At 59.6% G+C, this 20,121-nt stretch carries 24 protein-coding genes; 15 read left to right on the top strand and 9 right to left on the bottom strand.

Annotated elements, in window-relative coordinates:
• Nucleotides 1-16: 16 nt before the first annotated feature.
• From rpsI to AAE514_RS17230, 4 genes are all read right to left on the bottom strand, one after another.
• Complete coding sequence (rpsI, locus tag AAE514_RS17245; RefSeq protein ID WP_347332807.1) at nucleotides 17-409, bottom strand: 30S ribosomal protein S9; 393 nt, start codon at nucleotides 407-409, stop codon at nucleotides 17-19.
• Nucleotides 410-423: 14 nt separating this feature from the next.
• Nucleotides 424-852, bottom strand: a complete 429-nt coding sequence (gene rplM / locus AAE514_RS17240) for a 50S ribosomal protein L13 (RefSeq protein ID WP_347332806.1) — start codon at nucleotides 850-852, stop codon at nucleotides 424-426.
• A gap of 172 nt (nucleotides 853-1,024) precedes the next feature.
• Complete coding sequence (zapE, locus tag AAE514_RS17235; RefSeq protein WP_347332805.1) at nucleotides 1,025-2,140, bottom strand: cell division protein ZapE; 1,116 nt, start codon at nucleotides 2,138-2,140, stop codon at nucleotides 1,025-1,027.
• A complete protein-coding gene (locus AAE514_RS17230; protein WP_347332804.1) occupies nucleotides 2,140-2,811 on the bottom strand; it encodes an alpha/beta hydrolase in 672 nt (223 codons plus the stop codon). Before AAE514_RS17230 ends, zapE begins: the two co-directional genes overlap by 1 nt.
• 271 nt (nucleotides 2,812-3,082) lie before the next feature.
• Between AAE514_RS17230 and AAE514_RS17225 the strand changes: the two genes are divergently transcribed.
• Nucleotides 3,083-3,616: a Z-ring associated ZapG family protein gene (locus AAE514_RS17225; protein ID WP_347332803.1), complete on the top strand. Its 534-nt coding sequence runs from the start codon at nucleotides 3,083-3,085 to the stop codon at nucleotides 3,614-3,616.
• 78 nt (nucleotides 3,617-3,694) lie between these two features.
• Nucleotides 3,695-4,828 carry a trypsin-like peptidase domain-containing protein gene (locus tag AAE514_RS17220; RefSeq protein ID WP_347332802.1) on the top strand — a complete coding sequence of 378 codons (1,134 nt, stop codon included), beginning with the start codon at nucleotides 3,695-3,697 and terminating at the stop codon, nucleotides 4,826-4,828.
• Nucleotides 4,829-4,933: 105 nt separating this feature from the next.
• Here the strand turns inward: AAE514_RS17220 and hisD are convergent, their stop codons facing one another.
• The 5 genes from hisD to AAE514_RS17195 all read right to left on the bottom strand — a co-directional run bounded on the left by hisD (nucleotide 4,934) and on the right by AAE514_RS17195 (nucleotide 9,402).
• Entirely contained in the window at nucleotides 4,934-6,250 is a 1,317-nt protein-coding gene (gene hisD, locus AAE514_RS17215; RefSeq protein ID WP_347332801.1) for a histidinol dehydrogenase, read from the bottom strand.
• Between the two features lie 108 nt (nucleotides 6,251-6,358).
• Entirely contained in the window at nucleotides 6,359-7,012 is a 654-nt protein-coding gene (gene hisG / locus AAE514_RS17210) for an ATP phosphoribosyltransferase (protein ID WP_347332800.1), read from the bottom strand.
• A gap of 34 nt (nucleotides 7,013-7,046) precedes the next feature.
• Entirely contained in the window at nucleotides 7,047-8,309 is a 1,263-nt protein-coding gene (gene murA / locus AAE514_RS17205; protein WP_347332799.1) for a UDP-N-acetylglucosamine 1-carboxyvinyltransferase, read from the bottom strand.
• Nucleotides 8,310-8,349: 40 nt separating this feature from the next.
• Nucleotides 8,350-8,589, bottom strand: a complete 240-nt coding sequence (locus tag AAE514_RS17200; RefSeq protein ID WP_347332798.1) for a BolA family protein — start codon at nucleotides 8,587-8,589, stop codon at nucleotides 8,350-8,352.
• Between the two features lie 171 nt (nucleotides 8,590-8,760).
• Complete coding sequence (locus tag AAE514_RS17195) at nucleotides 8,761-9,402, bottom strand: MlaC/ttg2D family ABC transporter substrate-binding protein (RefSeq protein ID WP_347332797.1); 642 nt, start codon at nucleotides 9,400-9,402, stop codon at nucleotides 8,761-8,763.
• A gap of 208 nt (nucleotides 9,403-9,610) precedes the next feature.
• Here AAE514_RS17195 and AAE514_RS17190 point away from each other — a divergent pair, with 208 nt between their 5' ends.
• From AAE514_RS17190 to yjgA, 13 genes are all read left to right on the top strand, one after another.
• Nucleotides 9,611-10,597, top strand: a complete 987-nt coding sequence (locus AAE514_RS17190) for a calcium/sodium antiporter (RefSeq protein ID WP_347332796.1) — start codon at nucleotides 9,611-9,613, stop codon at nucleotides 10,595-10,597.
• A gap of 82 nt (nucleotides 10,598-10,679) precedes the next feature.
• Nucleotides 10,680-11,651 carry a KpsF/GutQ family sugar-phosphate isomerase gene (locus AAE514_RS17185; protein WP_347332795.1) on the top strand — a complete coding sequence of 324 codons (972 nt, stop codon included), beginning with the start codon at nucleotides 10,680-10,682 and terminating at the stop codon, nucleotides 11,649-11,651.
• Nucleotides 11,652-11,671: 20 nt separating this feature from the next.
• Nucleotides 11,672-12,247: a KdsC family phosphatase gene (locus AAE514_RS17180; RefSeq protein ID WP_347332794.1), complete on the top strand. Its 576-nt coding sequence runs from the start codon at nucleotides 11,672-11,674 to the stop codon at nucleotides 12,245-12,247.
• 1 nt (nucleotide 12,248) lies between these two features.
• Nucleotides 12,249-12,833, top strand: coding sequence for an LPS export ABC transporter periplasmic protein LptC (gene lptC / locus AAE514_RS17175; protein ID WP_347332793.1), 585 nt, complete (start codon nucleotides 12,249-12,251; stop codon nucleotides 12,831-12,833).
• Complete coding sequence (gene lptA, locus AAE514_RS17170; protein WP_347332792.1) at nucleotides 12,811-13,359, top strand: lipopolysaccharide transport periplasmic protein LptA; 549 nt, start codon at nucleotides 12,811-12,813, stop codon at nucleotides 13,357-13,359. Before lptC ends, lptA begins: the two co-directional genes overlap by 23 nt.
• Nucleotides 13,360-13,362: 3 nt before the next feature.
• A complete protein-coding gene (gene lptB / locus AAE514_RS17165) occupies nucleotides 13,363-14,088 on the top strand; it encodes an LPS export ABC transporter ATP-binding protein (RefSeq protein ID WP_347332791.1) in 726 nt (241 codons plus the stop codon).
• A gap of 215 nt (nucleotides 14,089-14,303) precedes the next feature.
• Complete coding sequence (locus AAE514_RS17160) at nucleotides 14,304-15,809, top strand: RNA polymerase factor sigma-54 (protein ID WP_347332790.1); 1,506 nt, start codon at nucleotides 14,304-14,306, stop codon at nucleotides 15,807-15,809.
• A gap of 229 nt (nucleotides 15,810-16,038) precedes the next feature.
• Nucleotides 16,039-16,329, top strand: coding sequence for a ribosome hibernation-promoting factor, HPF/YfiA family (gene hpf, locus AAE514_RS17155; protein ID WP_347332789.1), 291 nt, complete (start codon nucleotides 16,039-16,041; stop codon nucleotides 16,327-16,329).
• 3 nt (nucleotides 16,330-16,332) lie between these two features.
• Nucleotides 16,333-16,797: a PTS IIA-like nitrogen regulatory protein PtsN gene (gene ptsN / locus AAE514_RS17150; protein WP_347332788.1), complete on the top strand. Its 465-nt coding sequence runs from the start codon at nucleotides 16,333-16,335 to the stop codon at nucleotides 16,795-16,797.
• Between the two features lie 54 nt (nucleotides 16,798-16,851).
• A complete protein-coding gene (rapZ, locus tag AAE514_RS17145) occupies nucleotides 16,852-17,724 on the top strand; it encodes an RNase adapter RapZ (protein ID WP_347332787.1) in 873 nt (290 codons plus the stop codon).
• A 5-nt stretch (nucleotides 17,725-17,729) separates the two neighbouring features.
• Nucleotides 17,730-18,005: an HPr family phosphocarrier protein gene (locus AAE514_RS17140; protein ID WP_347332786.1), complete on the top strand. Its 276-nt coding sequence runs from the start codon at nucleotides 17,730-17,732 to the stop codon at nucleotides 18,003-18,005.
• 40 nt (nucleotides 18,006-18,045) lie between these two features.
• A complete protein-coding gene (locus AAE514_RS17135; RefSeq protein ID WP_347332785.1) occupies nucleotides 18,046-19,398 on the top strand; it encodes a hypothetical protein in 1,353 nt (450 codons plus the stop codon).
• A gap of 24 nt (nucleotides 19,399-19,422) precedes the next feature.
• The gene (gene yjgA, locus AAE514_RS17130; protein WP_347332784.1) at nucleotides 19,423-19,956 is read left to right on the top strand and encodes a ribosome biogenesis factor YjgA; all 534 of its coding nucleotides are present in this window, start codon (nucleotides 19,423-19,425) and stop codon (nucleotides 19,954-19,956) included.
• Nucleotides 19,957-20,121 lie beyond the last annotated feature (165 nt).

The raw sequence follows: 20,121 nt of genomic DNA, 5'->3' as shown, positions 1-20,121 counted from the left end.
AAAGAGGCCACTCCCATTAACGCTTGGAGTATTGCGGACGCTTACGGGCTTTGCGCAGACCCACTTTCTTACGCTCAACGGCGCGAGAGTCACGAGTCACGTAGCCAGCTTCACGCAGGGAGCCGCGCAGCGCTTCATCGTATTGCATTAGAGCGCGAGTCAGCCCGTGACGAATGGCGCCGGCCTGACCGAAGCTACCACCCCCCTTGACGGTAACCTGCACATCGAAATTCTCGGTCATTTCCACGTTTTCCAGCGGTTGACGCACAATCATCTGTGCCACTTCGCGACCAAAATACTGGTTCAGCGGGCGGCCATTGACGGTGATAGTACCGCTACCCTGGGTAATAAATACCCGGGCGGTGGAGGTCTTGCGGCGACCGGTACCGTAATATTGAGTAACTGCCATAATCAGCTTCCCGGTTAGATAGTCAGTTCTTGAGGCTGCTGCGCGGTATGAGGATGCTCATTACCGGCGTAAACCTTGAGTTTTTTGAACATGGCGCGACCCAGCGGCCCGCGGGGCAACATACCCTTGACGGCGCTCTGAATGGTGCGCTCGGGGGCCTTGGCGATCAGCTTTTCGAAGCTGATGGACTTGATGCCGCCGATATAACCGGTGTGATGATAGTAGATCTTGTCTCTTGCCTTCTTACCGGTCACTCGAACTTTCTCAGCGTTGATCACGACAATGTAGTCGCCCGTGTCCACATGGGGGGTGTACTCGGGCTTGTGCTTGCCGCGCAGACGATGGGCAATCTCCGAGGCCATACGGCCCAGGGTTTTGCCTTCGGCGTCAACGACGAACCAGTCGCGAGAGACGGTTTCAGGTTTAGCACTGTAAGTCTTCATGTTATTTCCTGCCTCAGGAGGTGCTTCCCACAAAAAGAGCGCGAATACTATAGAATTCCCGCCCGGTTTTCAAGGGGATACCGGGGATTTTCACCTGTCGCCTCCCTTCGGATCGGAGGCTCCGTCGGAGCTTGTACGATGAGGAGGCCCCGTTGCGGTAAATAAAGACCGATCAAGGCTTGTGCGGCTGAGCCAAGTAGTCGTGGCTCTGCATTTCCAGCAGGCGGCTAATCGTCCGCTGGAACTCAAACGCCAGCCGGCCCTCGCGGTAAAGCGCGGTCAACGGTGTGGCTGCGGATATTACCAGTTTGACCCGCCGATCGTAAAACTCGTCCACAAGGCTGATAAAGCGCCGGGCCTGATCCTCATTGCCCCACCCCATTGCCGGTACATTGCTCAAAATGACGGCATGGTATTCCCGCGCGAGCTCGATATAATCATTCTGGGAGCGGGGACCATCGCACAGGGCGGTAAATTCGAACCAGGCCACATCCTCTCCCAGGTAGCGAGCCCGCAGGCGTCGCCCTTCCACCTCCAACACCTGATCCGCGCAGATTTCCCCCTCCGCCGGCACCAGACTTTTAAAGCTGGCCATCAAGCTCTCGTCCGCCGCTTCGTCCAGGGGCGTATGGTATAGCTCCGCCTGCTCCAGCGCCCGCAGCCGGAAATCATTGTCGCTGTCGAGCTCAATGACGCGGGCATGGCGCTTAATCTGGTCGATGGCGGGCAGGAAACGGGCACGCTGCAAACCGTCTTTATAGAGGCCATCGGGCTCTATATTAGACGTGGCGACCAAGGTAACCCCCCGGCGGAACAGGGCCTGCATTAAGGTCCCCAGAAGCATGGCGTCGGTGATGTCGGAGACAAAGAATTCGTCAAAGCACAGCACCCGGGCCTCATCGGCAATTTTGTCGGCCACCTGCTCCATGGGATTTTTCTGGCCGTCCAGTTGCCTGAGCTCGGCGTGAACCCGGCGCATAAACCGGTAAAAGTGCGCCCGCAGCTTGCACTCAAAAGGCAGACTTTCGTAAAAGGTGTCCATCAAATAGGTTTTGCCCCGGCCGACACCGCCCCATATATATAAGCCGGTCACCGGCGTTTTCGGCGCTCCGCGTAAGCGTCGCCACCAGGCGGCCAGCGCAGGCTCTCGCCGGGGCTCGGCCAACAAGCGCTCATACAGGGCCTGCAGCTCGGCCACCACGCGCATCTGGGCCGGGTCTCGGACAAAATCGGAACGCTCCAGGTCGCGCTGATATCGGGCTTCAGGGCCGACAGCGGTATCCAGCATCAGGAGGCCTCCAGTTGCTCGGGGATGACCCGCAACAGGTCGCGTTTGAGATCGGTCAAGCGGCCATGGAAGAAGTGGCCGGCCTCCTCGTACCGCAAGAGGCGCCGGGGCGAAACGAGGTGGTGTTCATACCATTCGAACACACCCTCGGGAAGAACCACATCGTCAGCACCGCCCTGAACCACGCAGACGGGGCAAGGGAAGCGCCCCTCCCGATCATAGTCATAACGCTCCACGGGGGGAGCGACCAGGGTGAGGTGATCCACACCCACCGACGCTCGGTAGAGCGCAGCGGCGGCCACCGCTGAGCCGAACGAGAAGCCGGCCAGCAGCTGCCTGGCGTCGGGACGCTGGTCCCGGGCCCAGGCCTGGACGGCGAGCAGGTCATCCACCTCTCCCACGGCCCGGTCATACCGGCCTTGGCTTTGCCCAACTCCACGAAAATTGAAGCGTACCGTATTGACCCCTAGCTCACCGTATACCCGGGCCAGAGTCGATACGACTTTGTTATCCATGGTGCCCCCATGCTGAGGATGGGGATGGCAAATCACCGCGATTCGCCCCGGGTCGGCCAGCACCCCATCGGGATCGCCTCCCCGGGCACGAGCTTCAATGGCTCCCGCAGGGCCATTGATGGTAATTGCGGTCTCGGTTTGCGAAAATACAGACACGGGCACCTCAGTTGCCAATACCGGCTTTGCACTGGCGGACAATGCCCACCGGCGGCGAGCCGGACGAAGAAGACTTAAACCCTTAAAAACTGTGCCGCTGGAAAAAAAGCGAAAACCACCGGGTGTAATGACGCCCCAAACGGCAAAAGGCCGTATAATAGCGCGAGCGCTCGTTAATTTGCAGGCCAACCCGTGATTGATTGAGCGATTGATCGAGCAATGAAGCGACTTACTTGGGCCATAGAACGGCATCCACCGAGAGGAGAAATTTGTGTTTTCATTCGGCACCCTGATCATCACCGCACTCCTTTGCCTTCTGGGCGGCGCCGCCCTGGGCGCAGTTCTGTTTAAACTGGTCAGCCCGAGCGGCCAGAATCGAGAACTGGAAGAACGGGTGCAGCGCGCCGAAAATGAGCTTAAGCAGTATCAGCAGGACGTTGCCGAGCATTTTGCCCAAACGTCCAGTCTGGTCAATAACTTGACCCAAAGCTACCGCGAGGTATACGAGCACTTGGCCAATAGCGCGCTCAAGCTCACCACCCCCGCGCTCAGTCGCCAAATTCTGGAGTCCGCCAACACCGAGCTACTCGGTAGCGAAAAAACCTACCTCAGCGAGGAGCACGTGGAGGTGCCCCGCGACTGGGCCCCCAAACAAGGCACCGGCCAACTCAGCGAAGAGTATGGCCTGCACGAAGACACCGAGCACCCTTCCCCCTACCATTTTGGGAGCACCACCGCCTATGTGGCAGAAGAGGACTCGAACCGGGAGGCCCCGGAGCCCGCACCGGCCCAGCGAAACCGCTGACCAGCCCCGAGCACCCCTGTCATGGAGGCAGGGGTTTGTCTGACAAGAACCGCCACCCCAAAACGCGGAGATAAAATAATGAGCGCAAGACGCCTGTTCCAGTCACTCGGCTGGCCGGTCGCTACCGGGCTCCTCATTGCACTCATTGCGCTAATGGCGTTCCCTGAGCTACGCCCTCCGAGCGGGTCAGAGCCACAACCACGGCCTCCCGTTCAAACACAGCAGATTACCTCCTACGCCGATGCGGTCGACCGGGCAGCGCCCGCCGTGGTAAGTATTTACACCCAGAAAATGCGGGAAGAGCAACGCCACCCGCTGGCGGACCACCCGTACTTCCGCCGTTTTTTCCGCAATTCCGACCGCCCCCAGCAGGAACGCATGCAGTCCGCCCTGGGCTCCGGTGTCATTGTCGATGAACGCGGCTACCTGCTGACCAACGAACATGTTATTGAAGATGCCGAAGAGATACTGATCGTGCTGTATGACGGCCGGGAAGTCCGGGGCGAGCTGGTAGGCACAGACCCCGAGAGCGACCTGGCGGTACTGAAGATCGAGATGGATGACCTCACCGCCATCGAAGTCCCGGAGCCCACACAGGCCCGAATCGGGGATGTGGTGCTGGCAATCGGCAACCCCTTCGGTATGGGCCAAACCGTCACTCAAGGCATTCTGAGTGCGACCGGGCGCTACAACCTCAACTTGAGCGAATATGAAAACTTTCTGCAAACCGACGCGGCGGTGAACGTGGGGAACTCTGGAGGAGCGCTGATCGACATCCACGGCCAGCTACTCGGTATTAATACCGCCATCCTGGGTGAAGGCAATACCAATGTGGGGATCAGCTTTGCCATTCCGGCGGACTCCGCCATGGACGCACTGCGCCAAATTATAGAGCACGGGCGAGTGGTGCGAGGTTGGTTAGGGCTCGCGGTACGGCCATTCACCAGGGGCGTTCAGAGCTCAAACGGCACAAAAAACAATGGCGTACTGGTGACCGAAGTCATGCCCAACAGCCCCGCGGAACGGGCCGGGCTCAGGCCCGGGGACATCCTCACCCATATTGATGATGAAAATGTCGGCAACGGCCGCCGGGGGATGGACAAGATAGCCGCCACTGCGCCGGGCAGTAAGGTCACCCTAAGCATTCGCCGCAACGGCGAGCCCATGACGCTGACCACCACAATTGCCGAGCGGCCGGTGCCGGCCAGTTAAGCGGTAGTTCCGCCCACAAAAAAGCCCGCATTTCGCGGGCTTTTTTGTGTTTGCCTTCTTCCCGTGTTGGCTTACGCTTTTGAGGTGGTGCCTCCGCAGGCGAAGTCAGTCCTCCCGGTAGCGGTACTCGGCGGAGCGAGCGTGGGCCTCCAACGCCTCCCCCCTGGCCAATACCGAGGCAGTGCGCGCCAGTCTCGAGGCGCCTTCGGGGGAGCAGTAAATAATGGAGCTTCGCTTCTGGAAATCGTACACCCCCAACGGCGAAGAGAACCGGGCCGTACCGGAGGTGGGCAGCACGTGGTTGGGGCCGGCGCAGTAGTCCCCGAGCGCCTCGGGGGTGTGGCGCCCCATAAAAATGGCACCGGCGTGCTCAACCTGCGGTAACAGGGCTTCGGGGTCCTCCACGGACAGTTCCAAGTGCTCCGGCGCCACACGGTTGCTGACCGCCAGAGCCTGGTTCATATCCGCCACTTTGATCAAAGCGCCACGGTTGGCCAGGGAGGTTCTGGCGATGCGCTCGCGCTGGAGCGTGGGCAACAGACGCTCCATGGCCGCCTCAACTTTATCCAGAAATTCGCCGTCGGGGCTGACTAGAATCGACTGGGCCTGCTCGTCGTGCTCGGCTTGGCTGAACAAGTCCATGGCAATCCAGTCGGGATCGGTTCTACCATCGCAGATCACCAAAATCTCCGACGGGCCGGCAATCATGTCAATATCCACCAAACCGAAGACAGCCCGCTTGGCGGTGGCCACATAAATGTTCCCGGGCCCCACGATTTTGTCGACCTTGGGCAGCGTTTCGGTCCCGTAAGCGAGCGCGGCCACCGCCTGAGCTCCACCAATGGTCACGACCTTATCCACCCCGGCAACGGCGGCGGCGGCAAGCACCATTTGATCCAGCTCGCCCTCGGGCGCCGGCACCACCATTACCAGTTCCATGACCCCGGCCACCTTCGCCGGGATAGCGTTCATCAATACCGAAGAGGGGTAAGAGGCTTTGCCTCCCGGCACATAGAGCCCCACTCTGGCCATGGCGGTCACCTTCTGCCCCAGACGAGTGCCATCTTCCTCGGTAAAATCCCAAGACGGCTGGCGCTGGTGTTCGTGGTAGGCGCGAATTCGCTCGGCCGCCATCTCCAGCGCCTCCCGTTGCTCGGCGGGAAGCCCCTCCAGGGCGGAGGTCAACTGCGCCTCGGGCACCATGAAGTCCGCCATCGTCTCCCCATCACGCCGATCCAGCTTATTGGTGTACTCCACCACGGCGGCATCGCCTCGGTGCTTCACCGCCTCGAGAATTTCCTCCACCACCTGTGCCACGCCGGCATCGGAGACGCTGTCCCAGGCGAGAAGAGCGTCCAGGTGCGCATCGAAATCGGCGTTGGCGGCGTCCAAACGGGCGATCAAGGGCGTTTTTTCAGACATGGTTCTTCTCACCTTCTAAGGCTATTGGGCTGGATGGTCGGGGCTTTTTTACTCGGCTTTCTTTATTCGGCCTTGCTGGAGCGCGCTGGCCGAAAGCGTGGCCTCGGCTCAGACGTTCTCGGGTTCACGCTGGGCATCCACGGCGGCACCGACCGCGTCGATAACCGACTGAATGATCACGTGCTTCATCTTCATGGACGCCTTGTTTACGATCAGCCGGGAACTGATATCCGCAATATGCTCTCGCGGCTCCAGACCATTGGCCCGCAGGGTATTTCCGGTGTCCACGATATCCACGATTTCGTCCGCCAGATTCATGATGGGCGCCAGCTCCATGGCACCATAGAGCTTGATGATATCGGTCTGGCGGCCACAGGTGGCGTAATATTGCTTGGCGACATTCACGTACTTGGTCGCGACCTTCAGGCGCCCCTGGCTCGGCGGCGACCCTTTGATGGCGGCGGTCATCAGCCTGCACCGGGCAATGTTAAGGTCGAGCGGCTCGTACAAGCCTTCGGCCCCATTTTCCATCAGGGTATCCTTGCCGGAAATGCCCATATCGGCCGCGCCAAACTGGACGTAGGTGGGTACATCCGCCCCGCGCAATACCAGCAGACGTACTCCCTCGCGGTTGGTTTCAAACACCAGCTTACGGCTTTTGTCGATATCTTCCGCCGGCTCAATGCCCGCCGCCGCCAACAGGGGCAACGTTTCTTTCAAAATCCGGCCCTTGGTCAGGGCAATGGTCAATGTCTGGCTCATGGCTCTCGTCTTACTTAATTGGCTTTCGGCGAACTCAGTTGGGCACCCGGCGAATGTTGGCGCCCAACATTTGCAGCTTTTCTTCGATGCACTCATAACCGCGATCGATGTGGTAAATGCGATCCACCAGCGTGGCACCTTCTGCCACCAAGCCGGCAATCACCAGGCTGGCAGAGGCCCGCAGGTCGGTGGCCATCACCGGGGCCCCTTTCAGCTTCTCCACGCCTTGGATCATGGCAGTGTTGCCTTCCAGGGTGATTTTGGCGCCCATGCGATTGAGTTCGTGTACTTGAATCAGCCGGTTTTCGAAAATGGTCTCGGTCACCGAGCTCGACCCTTCGGCCACCGCGTTCATGGCGGTAAATTGGGCCTGCATGTCGGTGGGAAAAGCCGGATAAGGCGCGGTACGCAAATTCACCGCCCGCGGGCGCTTGCCCTTCATATCCAGCTCAATCCAGCCTTCGCCATAGCTCAGATGGGCACCCGCTTCTTCGAGTTTGAGCAACACCGCCTCAAGAATGTCCGCCCGGGTGTCCTTTAGGCGCACCCGGCCGCGGGTGGTCGCTGCCGCCACCAGATAGGTACCGGTCTCAATCCGGTCCGGCATAACGCTGTAAGTACAGGGGTGCATCCGCTCCATACCGTGGATGGTCATCGTGGGCGTACCGATGCCCTCGATCTGCGCACCCATGGCAACCAGGCAGTTGGCCAAGTCCACCACCTCCGGTTCGCGGGCGGCATTTTCCAGCACGGTGGTGCCTTCAGCCAGCACCGCCGCCATCAGTAGGTTTTCGGTGCCCCCCACGGTGACGGTATCCATCAGAATATGCGCCCCTTTCAGGCGGCCGTTGCTGCGGGCGCGAATATAGCCCTCATCCACGTCGATCTCGGCCCCCATGGCCTCCAAGCCACGCAGGTGGATATCCACTGGCCGACTCCCGATGGCACAGCCCCCGGGGAAGGATACGTTGGCCTCCCCAAACCGGGCCAGCAGCGGTCCCAGAACCAGAATCGAGGCACGCATGGTTTTTACCAGCTCGTAGGGCGCGGTAAAGTCATCAATGCTGGTAGGGTCGATTTCGACGCTCATTTTCTCATCAATAGTGACCCCTACCCCCATGCAGCGAAGCAACGCCAGCATGGTGGTGATGTCGTTCAGGTGCGGCATATTGCACACCTTTACCGGGCCGTCGGCCAGCAGCGTTGCCGCCAGAATCGGCAGAGCCGAATTTTTGGAGCCGGAAATCCGAATCTCGCCATTGAGCGGTGGCCCGCTCTGAATCATCAGTTTATCCATAGATCGTCACTTGTGAGTCACCGGTCTGGGAGACGCGGATTTATTGCTGTTGCTGCCACTCTTCCGGCGTGAGGGTCTTCATATGGACCGCATGGATGGTCCCCTCGGCAATGCTTTCAGACAGGGCCGAGTACACCAATTGCTGCTTCTTCACGGTGCTCATATCGCGAAAGGCCGGGCTGACCACCACAAGGTTAATATGGCTGCCATCAACACCCACCTCTACCTCGCTGTCGGGAACCTGGGCTTCCACCAATGCTTTAATCTGTTCGGGTTGCATACACTATCCAAAATTGTAGGACGCCTCAGGTAGCTGTAAGGCGCCCGGAAAAATAACAGGGCGAAATCTTACCTGAATGCGGCCTCAGCCGCATCCCATAAACGGTGGCCCCCGAAAACAACAATGCCGCCACCTCTCGGCGACGGCATTGCGGGCTCGGCACTGGGCCGGTTACATCTCATCGAGCCAGTTGTCGATCACCTTATCGATGTCACCATCGTACTTCTTCGCGGCCTGGCCAAACTGGCTGCGGAAAGAGCGCCCCAGGTTGACCCCGTCGAGCACCAGGTTAATCAGCTTCCACTCACCCTGGCGATTCTGCGCCATGGTGTAGGACAGATTGTAGGTCGAGCCTTCGTGGGTCACCTTTTGGTCTACACTGACACGCCGTTTGTCTGAAACATCCTCATCCGGCGCTTCAATCTCGATATCACTATCGATGTAACTGGCAATCCCCTTGGCATAGGTGGTCACCAGTCCCTTCTTGAAGACGCCGACAAAGCGCTCAATCTGCTCCTCGGAGGCTTTTTTACGATGATCCCCCATCACGGCCTTGGCGATGAATTCAAAGTCCACCACCGGCTCCAGGGTCTTCTGAATGGCCTGATAATACGCTTGCGTATCCTCTTCACCGCCTTTGTATTCTTCGACAGTCTCAAACATAACCCCGGTGACTTCCTCCACCAGAGCGTGTGGCGTTTCCTTTTTTGGGTCCACGGACGATGCCGCCGTGACACCCGCTGACAGCAGGCTCAACCACACCAGCATTCCGACGGTACTGACCGCCGCTGACCACTTGCGTAAAATTGCCATACAAAGTTCCTTAAAAGCCTCATTACCAAACTGTTCACTGCATCGAGCCCTGAGCCTTGGCTCGGTCGCTGACAATGCAATGGATACACTATAACATTAGGGCGTACCCAAGACCTACTGGCCGAGCGTAAAAGAATGTTAGAGCGGGCCGCCGGTGTGCGGCTTCCCTCTTGACAAGCGCACCCCATTCAAACACCGAGCAGCACTTATGACGCAACTGTGGCTACCTTGCCTGGGCATAATTATCGGCTTTATCGGCCTCGTCTGGAGCGCCGACCGCTTTGTGGGCGGCAGTGCCGCTCTCGCCCACCGCCTGGGAGTCCCTAAGCTGCTGGTGGGGCTCACCATTGTCGCCTTCGGCACCTCGGCGCCGGAAATCGTGGTGTCCATCAGCGCCTCCCTTCGAAATGCCGGCGAACTGGCGGTGGGCAACGCCCTGGGTTCCAACCTCGCCAATATGGGGCTGGTGCTGGCCATCACCGCCCTTGTCGCGCCCCTTCCCATTCACAGACCGCTGCTAACCCGAGAAGTGCCCACCTTGCTGGTGATTACCGCCCTCGCCGGGGTGACATTGCGCGACGGTTACTTGGCTTTCTGGGAGGGCACCCTGCTGCTATTGCTGCTTCCAGCGGTGCTGATGCTAATGATCAAAACCAAACGCGAGACCGGCGCCGCGCTGGCCGAAGAGGTGCCCCGCTACGGCCTCAATCAGGCCGTTATGTGGTTTCTGGTGGGGCTGGCGGTGTTGGTGGGCAGCTCGGAGGTGTTGGTTTGGGGGGCCAGTGAACTGGCACTGGCGCTGGGGGTACCCCCACTGGTGGTGGGGTTGACCGTCATCGCCCTTGGCACCAGTTTGCCCGAGCTGGCGGCGTCCATTGTCAGCGCCCTCAAGGGGCACCTGGAATTGGCGCTGGGCAACATTATCGGCTCCAACCTGTTCAACCTCTTGGCCGTCATGGCCATCCCGGCGCTGATCCAGCAACCCCAAATGGAGGCCGCCGTCTTTGGCCGCGACTACCTCGCCATGGCGGCGGTCACGTTTATGCTCGCCGGAGCCATCGGCATCGATTACCTACTGCGCCATCGAACAACACGGGGCGAGGCACCCACCGCGGGCCGACTGGGCCGCCTCATCGGCACGCTCCTGCTGGCCAGTTATGGCGGCTATTACGTCTGGCTATTTACCTCACTGTGAGAATAGCGAGCCGAGCATTCGTCACAGCGCCACCCGAACCGTATAATGGCCGGCTTTAAACCCCAGAGCGAGCCCCCAGCGCATGAGCGACTTTGATTTCATTCACTCCGGACGCCGCACCATCGACATTGAGCAGCAAGCCGTCGGTGCCCTGCGGGAGCGAATCGACGAGCGCTTCACCCGGGCCTGCGAGGTACTGCTGGGCGTACCGGGGCGGGTGATCGTGACCGGCATGGGTAAGTCCGGGCACATTGGCAAGAAAATCGCGGCCACTCTGGCGAGCACCGGTACCCCGGCGTTTTTTGTTCACCCCGGGGAGGCGAGCCACGGTGACTTGGGGATGATTACCCGGGGCGATGCGGTCATCGCCATCTCCTACTCCGGCAATTCCGATGAAATTATCACCCTGCTGCCGCTGATCAAACGCCTGGGCATTCCGATCATCAGCATGACCGGCCGAGCACAGTCCCCATTGGCGGAAGAGGCCGAGGTTAACCTGGATATCAGTGTCGCCACCGAAGCCTGCCCCCTGGCGCTCGCGCCCACGGCCAGCACCACCGCCACGTTGGTCACCGGCGACGCGCTGGCGATCGCACTGCTGGAGGCGCGCGGCTTTACCGCCGAAGACTTCGCCTTTTCTCATCCCGGCGGCACCCTCGGGCGCAAGCTTCTGCTTCGGGCGGAGGACATCATGCACCGGGGCGCGGCCATACCTCGAGTGGCTGAGGGCGCCAGCCTCTCTCAGGCCTTGCTGGAAATGACCCAAAAAGGCTTCGGCATGACCACCATTGTGGATGAGGCGGAGCACTTGCTCGGCATCTATACCGACGGGGACCTGAGGCGCAGCATCGACCGGGGCGCGGATTTGATAGGTGCCCGAATCGGGGACTTAATGAACCGCACCCCCAAAACCATCGACGCCCACACCCTGGCCGCCGAGGCGCTCAAGATTATGGAAGACAAGAAAATCACCGCACTGATCGTGCTGGACGAACAAAAACGCCCGAACGGAGTCGTACACATGCACGACATTCTGCGGGCCGGTATTATTTGATTTAAGGTAACTTCCTGCACATGACAGATTCCAGCTTCGAGCAACGGGCTCGCAGAATCCAATGGCTGTTCCTGGACGTCGACGGTGTTCTCACCGACGGTCGCCTTTACTTTAGCGAGAATGGCGATGAGCTAAAAACCTTTAGCACGCTGGACGGCCTGGGCATCAAGCTGCTCCGTCGCAGCGGCGTTAAGGTCGGCATCCTCAGCGGTCGCAAGACCCGCCTGGTGGCCCGCCGGGCCAAGAGTCTGGGGCTAGACTTGGTCATTCAAGGCCGGGAAGACAAGTGGGAGGCTTTGAGCGAGTGGCGGCGCCAGTCTCCCGTGCCGCTGGAGGCGATTGCCTTTATGGGGGACGATTGGCCCGACTTAACCATTATGACCCGCGTGGGCCTGTCCCTGACCGTGGCCAACGCCCACCCCGCGGTGGTGGAACGCTCACACTGGCAGAGCACGCTGGGCGGGGGCAACGGTGCTGTACGCGAGGCCTGCGATCAACTGCTGCGCGCCCGCGGCGACTACGAACGTCTGTTAAGCGACTACATTGCCCCACCCGGCCAAGACACGGTGGGCGAAAGCGAGCCAAAGGAAACCTGATATGTGGAAACACCCGCTAACCTGGGTCGGCCTCTTCCTGCTAATTGCGGTGGTCGCCGTCTGGGACTACTCCCCGGAAGATCTCCTGCGCGAGAAAGAGACACAGCAGGAGCGCTTTCCCCAAGCCTATATGATTGACTCGCAAACCCGGCGGTACAACAAAGAAGGCGAACTTCACTACCGCATGTTGAGTGAGCGAGCGGATTTTTTTCAGTTCCTGCCCGAGCGCAGCAGCCCCCGGGACTATTCCCTAATTCAATCCCCGGAGGTCACCGTGCACGGGGAAGGTGAACATCCCTGGCGTCTGACCTCCCGAGTGGGGCGCAGCAATGCCACGGGCGATGAGCTACGTTTTAACGGCAATGTTCGCGCCTGGCAAAGCCAGCCCGGCGGCGAGCTCGTACTGACGACGCCGGAATTACTGGTGGAGCCAAACCGCCAATACGCGCACACGAGCAAAGCTGTTAAGATGCGCTCCCCGCGAGGCCAGCACGAGGCGATCGGAATGCGCGCGGACCTGAGTAAAGACCACATCGAACTGCTATCGGAGGTGCGGGGCACCTATGAACCAGAAACGGAGAATTAAGTGTCCGCGGGCAGCGGCCGGACTGACGCTCATCGCTTGCCTGGGGGCCTTTCTGGCACCCTCGGCACACGCCTTGCCCGAGGACCGGGAACAACCCATTTACATCGAATCCGATCGCGCCGAGCGCGATGGGCTCAACGGCGTGACCACCTACGAGGGAGACGTCCGGCTGCGCCAGGGTAGCCTGAATATCCGAGCCGAGCGGCTCACCGTGCACACCGGAGAGGACAACCAAGTAAAGCGGGTGATCGCCGAAGGCTCACCGGCGCACTTTGAGCAAAAACCCAACGCCGAGGACCCGCCCATCGCAGCCCAGGCGCTGACTATCCGCTATGAGGTGGACCGGGAGCAGCTAAAGCTTCTGCGCAACGCCTGGATGGAACAGGGCGAGGCCACCATGAGTGGCAACCGCATTGACTATGATATCGCCTCCGAAGTACTGAAAGCCGAAGGCGACTCCGACAGCGAGCGCCCCCGTATCGAAATGGTACTGCCACCGCAAAACGACCGTTCATCACAGGACTGATTCATGCCCAGCTTGCACGCGCTGAACCTGGCCAAGAGTTACAAAAGCCGAAAAGTGGTTGTCGATGTTTCCCTCTCCGTCGCCACGGGGCAAATTGTGGGGCTTCTGGGCCCAAATGGGGCGGGTAAAACCACCTGCTTTTACATGATTGCCGGCTTGGTGGGAGCGGATCATGGCCGCGTTCGTATCGACGACCGGGATATTACCCACCTGCCCATCCACGGTCGCGCCCGGGCCGGCATTGGCTATCTCCCCCAGGAGGCCTCGGTGTTTCGCAAGCTCAGCGTGGCGGATAACATCATGGCCATCCTGGAAACGCGCAAGGAACTCAACCGAAAACAGCGCCTGGCCAAACAGGACTCTTTGCTGCGCGAGTTCCACATTACCCACATTAAGGACAACCTCGGCATGTCTCTCTCCGGAGGGGAGCGCCGACGGGTGGAAATCGCCCGGGCCCTCGCCACGGAGCCGGAATTTATTCTGCTCGATGAACCCTTCGCCGGGGTGGACCCCATTTCCGTCAACGATATCAAGCAGATCATTCGCCACCTCAGAGACCGCGGCATCGGCGTGCTGATCACCGACCACAACGTGCGGGAGACGCTGGATATCTGTGAAAACGCCTATATCGTCTCCGAGGGCCAGATTATCGCCGAGGGAGATACACAGACGGTGCTGGCCAACCAACAGGTGCGCGAAGTCTATCTGGGCGAAAATTTCCATCTTTAAAGGAAACGTTTGTGGTACACGACCTTCTGTCGCTAAAGCCCCACAGGCGAGAGACGACACGGCCCGAAGCGGACTTGACAAAACGGCCATTTAGCGCTTTAGGCACAAACATTGCTTTAAAATGTGATTGAGGTTATTGCCACTGGGCGCCAGGCTGACTAAACTCTGAGATATTCGGCACATTTCGTTTCGACCGGGGTTCAAGCAGCACACCCATGAAACAATCCCTACAGCTTAAGCTGGGCCAACAGCTGACCATGACACCTCAGTTGCAGCAGGCAATCCGCCTGCTGCAACTCTCGACCCTGGACCTACAACAGGAAATCCAGGAGGCACTTGACTCCAACCCCATGCTGGAAGTCGAGGAGAGCTCGGACACCCCCGAGGAGAAAAGCAACGACGACCGGGAGTCCGAGGCTCGCAGCGGCACGGACACCACCGACACTCGAACGGCGAGTGCCGATGAGGCCGGGCAGGCGGACGGGGACTGGAATGAGGCCATCCCCAACGACTTGCCGGTCGATACCAGCTGGGACGATGTGTACCAGTCAGCGCCAGCCGCGGCTTCCTCTACACCCTTTGAGGGGGATGAGAACAGCGACTACGACAGCCGTCGCGGTACCACCGACTCCCTGTACGACCACCTGATGTGGCAACTCAACCTCACCCCCATGTCCGACCGGGATCGAGTCATTGCCCTTACCCTAATCGACGCGATTGAGCCCAGTGGCATGCTCTCCAGCAGCCTGGAAGAGCTTTTCGACGGTTTGAAAGACGACTGGGAAGAGCTTGAGTTTGACGAGCTGGAAGCCGTTCAACACCGCTTGCAGCAATTCGACCCGGTGGGGGTCGGCAGCCAGAACCTGTCCGAGTGCCTTCTGGTGCAGCTGCAGCAGTTTCCAAAAGACACCCCTTACCTGGAAGCGGCCAAGACCATTGCGCGCCAGTACCTCCCCCTACTGGGCAGCCGTGACTACCGCCAGTTGATGCGCCGCACCCGCCTCAAAGAACCGGAGCTGCGCGAAGCCATTGCCCTGATTCAAAGCCTCACCCCCCGCCCGGGCGACCAGATTGCCAGCGGCGATGTGGAGTACGTCGTGCCCGATGTCTTCGTGGAAAAACGCGAAGGTCGCTGGATGGTAGAGCTAAACCCGGACATCGCACCCCGGCTGCGGATCAACTCCGACTATGCTTCCATGGTCAAACGCGCCGACTCCAGCACGGACAACACCTTCCTGAAAGACAACCTTCAGGAGGCACGCTGGTTTCTCAAAAGCCTGCAAAGTCGCAACGAAACCCTACTGAAAGTCGCCAGTTGTATTGTCGAAAAGCAACGCGGCTTCCTGGACCACGGCGCCGAAGCCATGCGGCCCCTGGTGCTGCATGACATCGCCGAGCTGGTGGATATGCACGAGTCCACCATCTCGCGGGTGACCACCCAAAAGTACATGCACACCCCCCAAGGTATCTTCGAGCTCAAGTACTTCTTCTCCAGCCATGTGAGCACTGAGTCCGGGGGCGAGTGCTCTTCTACCGCAATCCGGGCTATGATTAAGAAACTAGTGGCATCCGAATCGCCCCAAAAGCCACTCAGTGACAGCAAAATCACCACGCTGCTGGCCGAGCAGGGCATCAAGGTAGCCCGGCGGACCATCGCCAAATACCGTGAATCGCTGGGTATCCCCCCATCGAACGAACGTAAATCTCTCGGCCCCACCTGAATTGGGGTTTATCGGGTGACGCCGCCCCGGTGGCGCTGATACTCTAGCGCCTTGTATCTAGGTCTGGTATCTAGGTCTGGCGAGGCTCGCAGCGGGCCGATAGGCCGTGCGGCGCGCGGAATGCGAATTTGCAGGATGGGCCCAACCGTCAACCCGGATGTTGCAAGCGGTCGGTCGGGGCTCAATCAATTGTTATGCGATAGCCACGCTACAAAAAGAGGACGTTGCCATGCAAATTAACATCAGCGGCCACCACCTGGACCTGACCGATGCCCTTAAAGATTACGTTAACACCAAGCTCGAACGGCTGACACATCACCACGATAAAATCACAAGCACGGATGTCATCCTGTCTGTAGAGAAACTTGAGCAAAAGGCCGAGGCCCGCGTCCACGTCAGCGGCAAAGACCTGTTTGCCGATGCCACCGACCTGGATATGTACGCCGCGATTGACCAGCTGACCGACAAGCTGGACCGGCAATTAATCAAACACAAAGAGAAACTACGCAGTCACCGATAACCTATGGACATCAAAAGCATTATTACCCCCAACCGTACGCTGTGCGGCATTGAAGGGGTCAGCAAGAAACGTGCGCTGGAAATTCTGGCCAACACCATCTCGGAAGATTGCCCCGAGATTGATGCTGACGACCTGTTCCGGCGACTCATCGGCAGGGAGCGGCTGGGCTCCACCGGCATTGGCCACGGCATTGCGATCCCCCACTGCCGGGTCAGCAACTGTGAGGGCACCCTCGGGGCCCTCATTACGCTGAAAGAACCCATCGATTTCGATGCGATCGATTCTGAGCCCGTCGACGTACTCTTTGCCATGTTGGTACCGGAAAACGCTCACGGGGAGCATCTACAAACCCTGGCGGCGCTGGCCAGCATGCTTAACGACGCGGACTTAAGAGGCCGGTTGCGCGAGGCCGACACCAACGAGGCCCTGTACCAGGTCGCGGTGGGCGAGCCGGCGGCCACGTCCTGAAGCCCAAGTTAACGCCCCCCGGGGCCCACATCGTCTCTCAGGAAAGTCAGACTCATGCATTTGATCATCGTCAGCGGCCTGTCCGGCTCGGGTAAGAGTACGGCGCTGCATGTGCTGGAGGATGTCGGCTACAACTGCATCGACAACCTACCGGTCAGCCTATTGCCCGCTCTGGTAGCCCAAATACAGATTCACCGGGATGCCGACGACCAGCGGTTCGCCATTGGCGTTGATGTGCGCAACGCCTGGCAGGACCTGAACATTTTCCCCGAGATGATTGGCACGCTCAAAGAAGCCCACATCCCGATCCATGTCCTGTTTCTCGATACCGGGCTGCCGGTATTGATGCAGCGTTTCAGCGAAACCCGACGCAAGCACCCGCTCAGTGATCGCGAGACCAACCTGCAGGAAGCCATTAGCAAGGAACAGACACTGCTGGAGCCGATCCGGGACACGGCCGACCAGGTACTGGATACCAGTCACCTGAATCTGCACGAGCTACGGGACTTGGTCAAAGACCGGGTGGTCGGTCAGCACGACGCCACCATGGCCATCCAATTCGAATCCTTCGGGTTCAAGCACGGCGTACCGGTCAACGCCGATCTGGTATTCGACGCCCGCTGCCTGCCCAACCCGCACTGGAAACCCAACCTGCGGGCTCATAGCGGGCAAGATGCCGAGGTGATTGCCTTCCTTGAAGGAGAGGAAAAAGTACAGGCCATGTACCGGGACATCGAGAACTTTTTAAGCCGTTGGCTGCCCCACTACCAAGCCAACAGCCGCAGCTATATCACGGTGGCGATTGGCTGCACCGGCGGGCAACACCGTTCGGTGTACCTGGCCGAACGCCTGAAAAAACAGTTCGCCAACCTCTACGACAACGTTCTGGTGCGTCACCGGGAACTTAATGAAGCCGAGCAGCACTGACTCCAATGCCGTCAAAAACGATAATGCTGATCAATAAAAAAGGCCTGCATGCGCGCGCCGCCGCCAAGCTCGCCACCACCGCGGGTCAGTATCAGTGCCCCATTGAGGTACGCTGCCTCGGCGAGAGCAACTGGGTGGACGGCAAGAGTGTCATGTCCCTGATGTTGCTGGCCGCCGCCTGCGGCACCGAGCTTGAACTGAACGCCGAAGGCGAGGAGGCTCCCGACGCGTTGGCAGCCCTCTGTGATTTAATCAATGACCGGTTTGACGAGGGCGAATAGCCTCCTTAGTCACACCCCGTTTCTTTAGGACCAGACCCCGATGACACTGACCTCCCCTTTAGTTCGCTTACTTTGCGCCCTGAGCCTCGCCACTCTACTCACCGCCTGCGGTGGCGAAAGTAGCGGAGTCGGTCGCCTGGACCTGCGTGCGCCCGACTCCGGCATGCGCCCAGCCCGGCCCGGCGCCTCCTACGCCCACGCCCTGGAGCCCTGCGCCCGCCTGTACGTTCGGGGAGGCAACAATAGTTTCGACCCCTGCACCCTAGAGCAGCTGCCCCTGCTGGGCCAAGCCCAACGCGACATTACCGTAGAGGCCATTATGGGCCGAACGCTGGTCAGCCACGACTGGATGGCCGAGCGTTTTGAGCAGTCGCTAAACGCCCTACCCCAGGACCTTCGCACCCTGTTCGGCGGCGTAACCGCCGTGGTCATTGGCGCGGAAATCCGGCCGTCTTATTACTGGCTCAGTACCGGCGCCATTTACCTCGACCCGGCCAACCTCTGGCTAACCATCGAAGAGCGGGACACCATTTCCCGGGAACCGGATTACCGCAGCGGTTTCGATGCCGAACTCCAATTCGACACCCTGGGCCGTTACGTTCGCGATGGCGACTACGCCTGGTACAGTGCGCCCCTGAGTGGCCCCGGCGAGGAGCGCCCGTTGGACGCCATCCTCCCTCCGATGGCCGCCCTGCTGTTTCATGAACTGGCCCACGCCAATGATTACATCCCCCCGAGCGAGCACGCCACACTGGATCCGGCGTGGCATGTGGCCGAAGCGGCAACGCAGCTCCAGTCCGAGAGCGTTTCGGCCGCTCTTGCCGGTACCTATCCGCTCAACTCCATGCTCATGATGGACCTGGCCGAGGTCATGTTTCAGGGTCGAACGGCTAGCGACAGTGAACGCGCCCTGAGGGCCCGGGAAGTCGGGCTAGAGTTCGCCACCGACTTCGCCACCGACAGCTATGCTTACGTCAACGGCGGTGACCGGGAATTATTTTTTGAAGACACCGCCATGCTGTTTGAGGAAGCGATGATGCAGCACCACTTCGGCGTAATGCGGGACATGGCTTTTACCGACCGCCCGGAAGAAGAGAACGTTTCTTGCAACGACTACGTGGTCCGCTGGGGGTCCCGAGGCCGAGTCGGCCATGAGCAAATCCGGCCTCGAGTGGCCCTGGTCCTGTCGCTGCTTCTGGATGACCCGGATGTCACCCCCTACATCGACGAGCTTGAACCCGCCGAGCGGCTGACCAACAATATCGGGTGGTGCGCGAACCTTCAGCGACAGGCCATCGGCATACATGGCGAGGCCGGCAGTCGTTGGCAAGAGCCGTTACCCCGACAGCAGCGCGACCGACATGCCCCCGGTCACCCGCATCACAACCACTAGCGCTCAGCGCTTTGACGGATTTTTATGAACACTGACAACGACTACGAATTTGACGATTCCGAGAAAAGCAAAACCCAGCTAAAAAAGGAAATGCATGCGCTGCAAGCCCTGGGCAAGCAACTATCGGAGCTCAATGATGACCAACTGGGCCGCATGCCGCTGGACCCCAAGTTGCACAATGCCCTGCTGGAATACCGCCGGCTGAGGCACAACGAAGCTCGCCGCCGGCAGCTGCAGTTTATCGGGCGACTGATGCGCGAAGCTGATCAGGAGGGAATCCAGAAAGTCATGGATCAGTTCAACCAGAAGAGTCGAGCCAATGTTCAGCTGCACCACTCGGCCGAACAGTGGCGCGACCGCCTGCTGGCAGAACCCGAAGCGGTTCAGACGTTTATTGAGGAACATGCGGTGTCGGACATTCAGCACTTCCGCCAACTGCTGCGCCAAGCCCAGAAAGAAGCCTCTCAGAACAAACCCCCGGCCGCATCGCGAAAGCTGTTCAAAGAAATTCGCGAGATACTCTCTCACGAAATCTTTCCCGAAGACGACAGGGCGTAGAAACTCCAAAGTCCCGGCGGGATTGGCGATATTACGGACAAGCTGTTAGGTGGCGCTGTCGGTCCGCCCCATCGGGACAAGCTAACTAGACGCTAGTAAACTGCGTAGGTTAGGTAAGCGGTAGCGCCACCTAACAGTTTTCCATCCCCCTCCCTACTCATATTG

The sequence above is a fragment of the Marinimicrobium locisalis genome (assembly GCF_039822625.1).
Lineage (GTDB): Bacteria > Pseudomonadota > Gammaproteobacteria > Pseudomonadales > Cellvibrionaceae > Marinimicrobium > Marinimicrobium locisalis.
The sequence above is the reverse complement of the archived record's forward strand: the minus strand, read 5'-3'. Positions and strand labels throughout refer to the sequence as shown.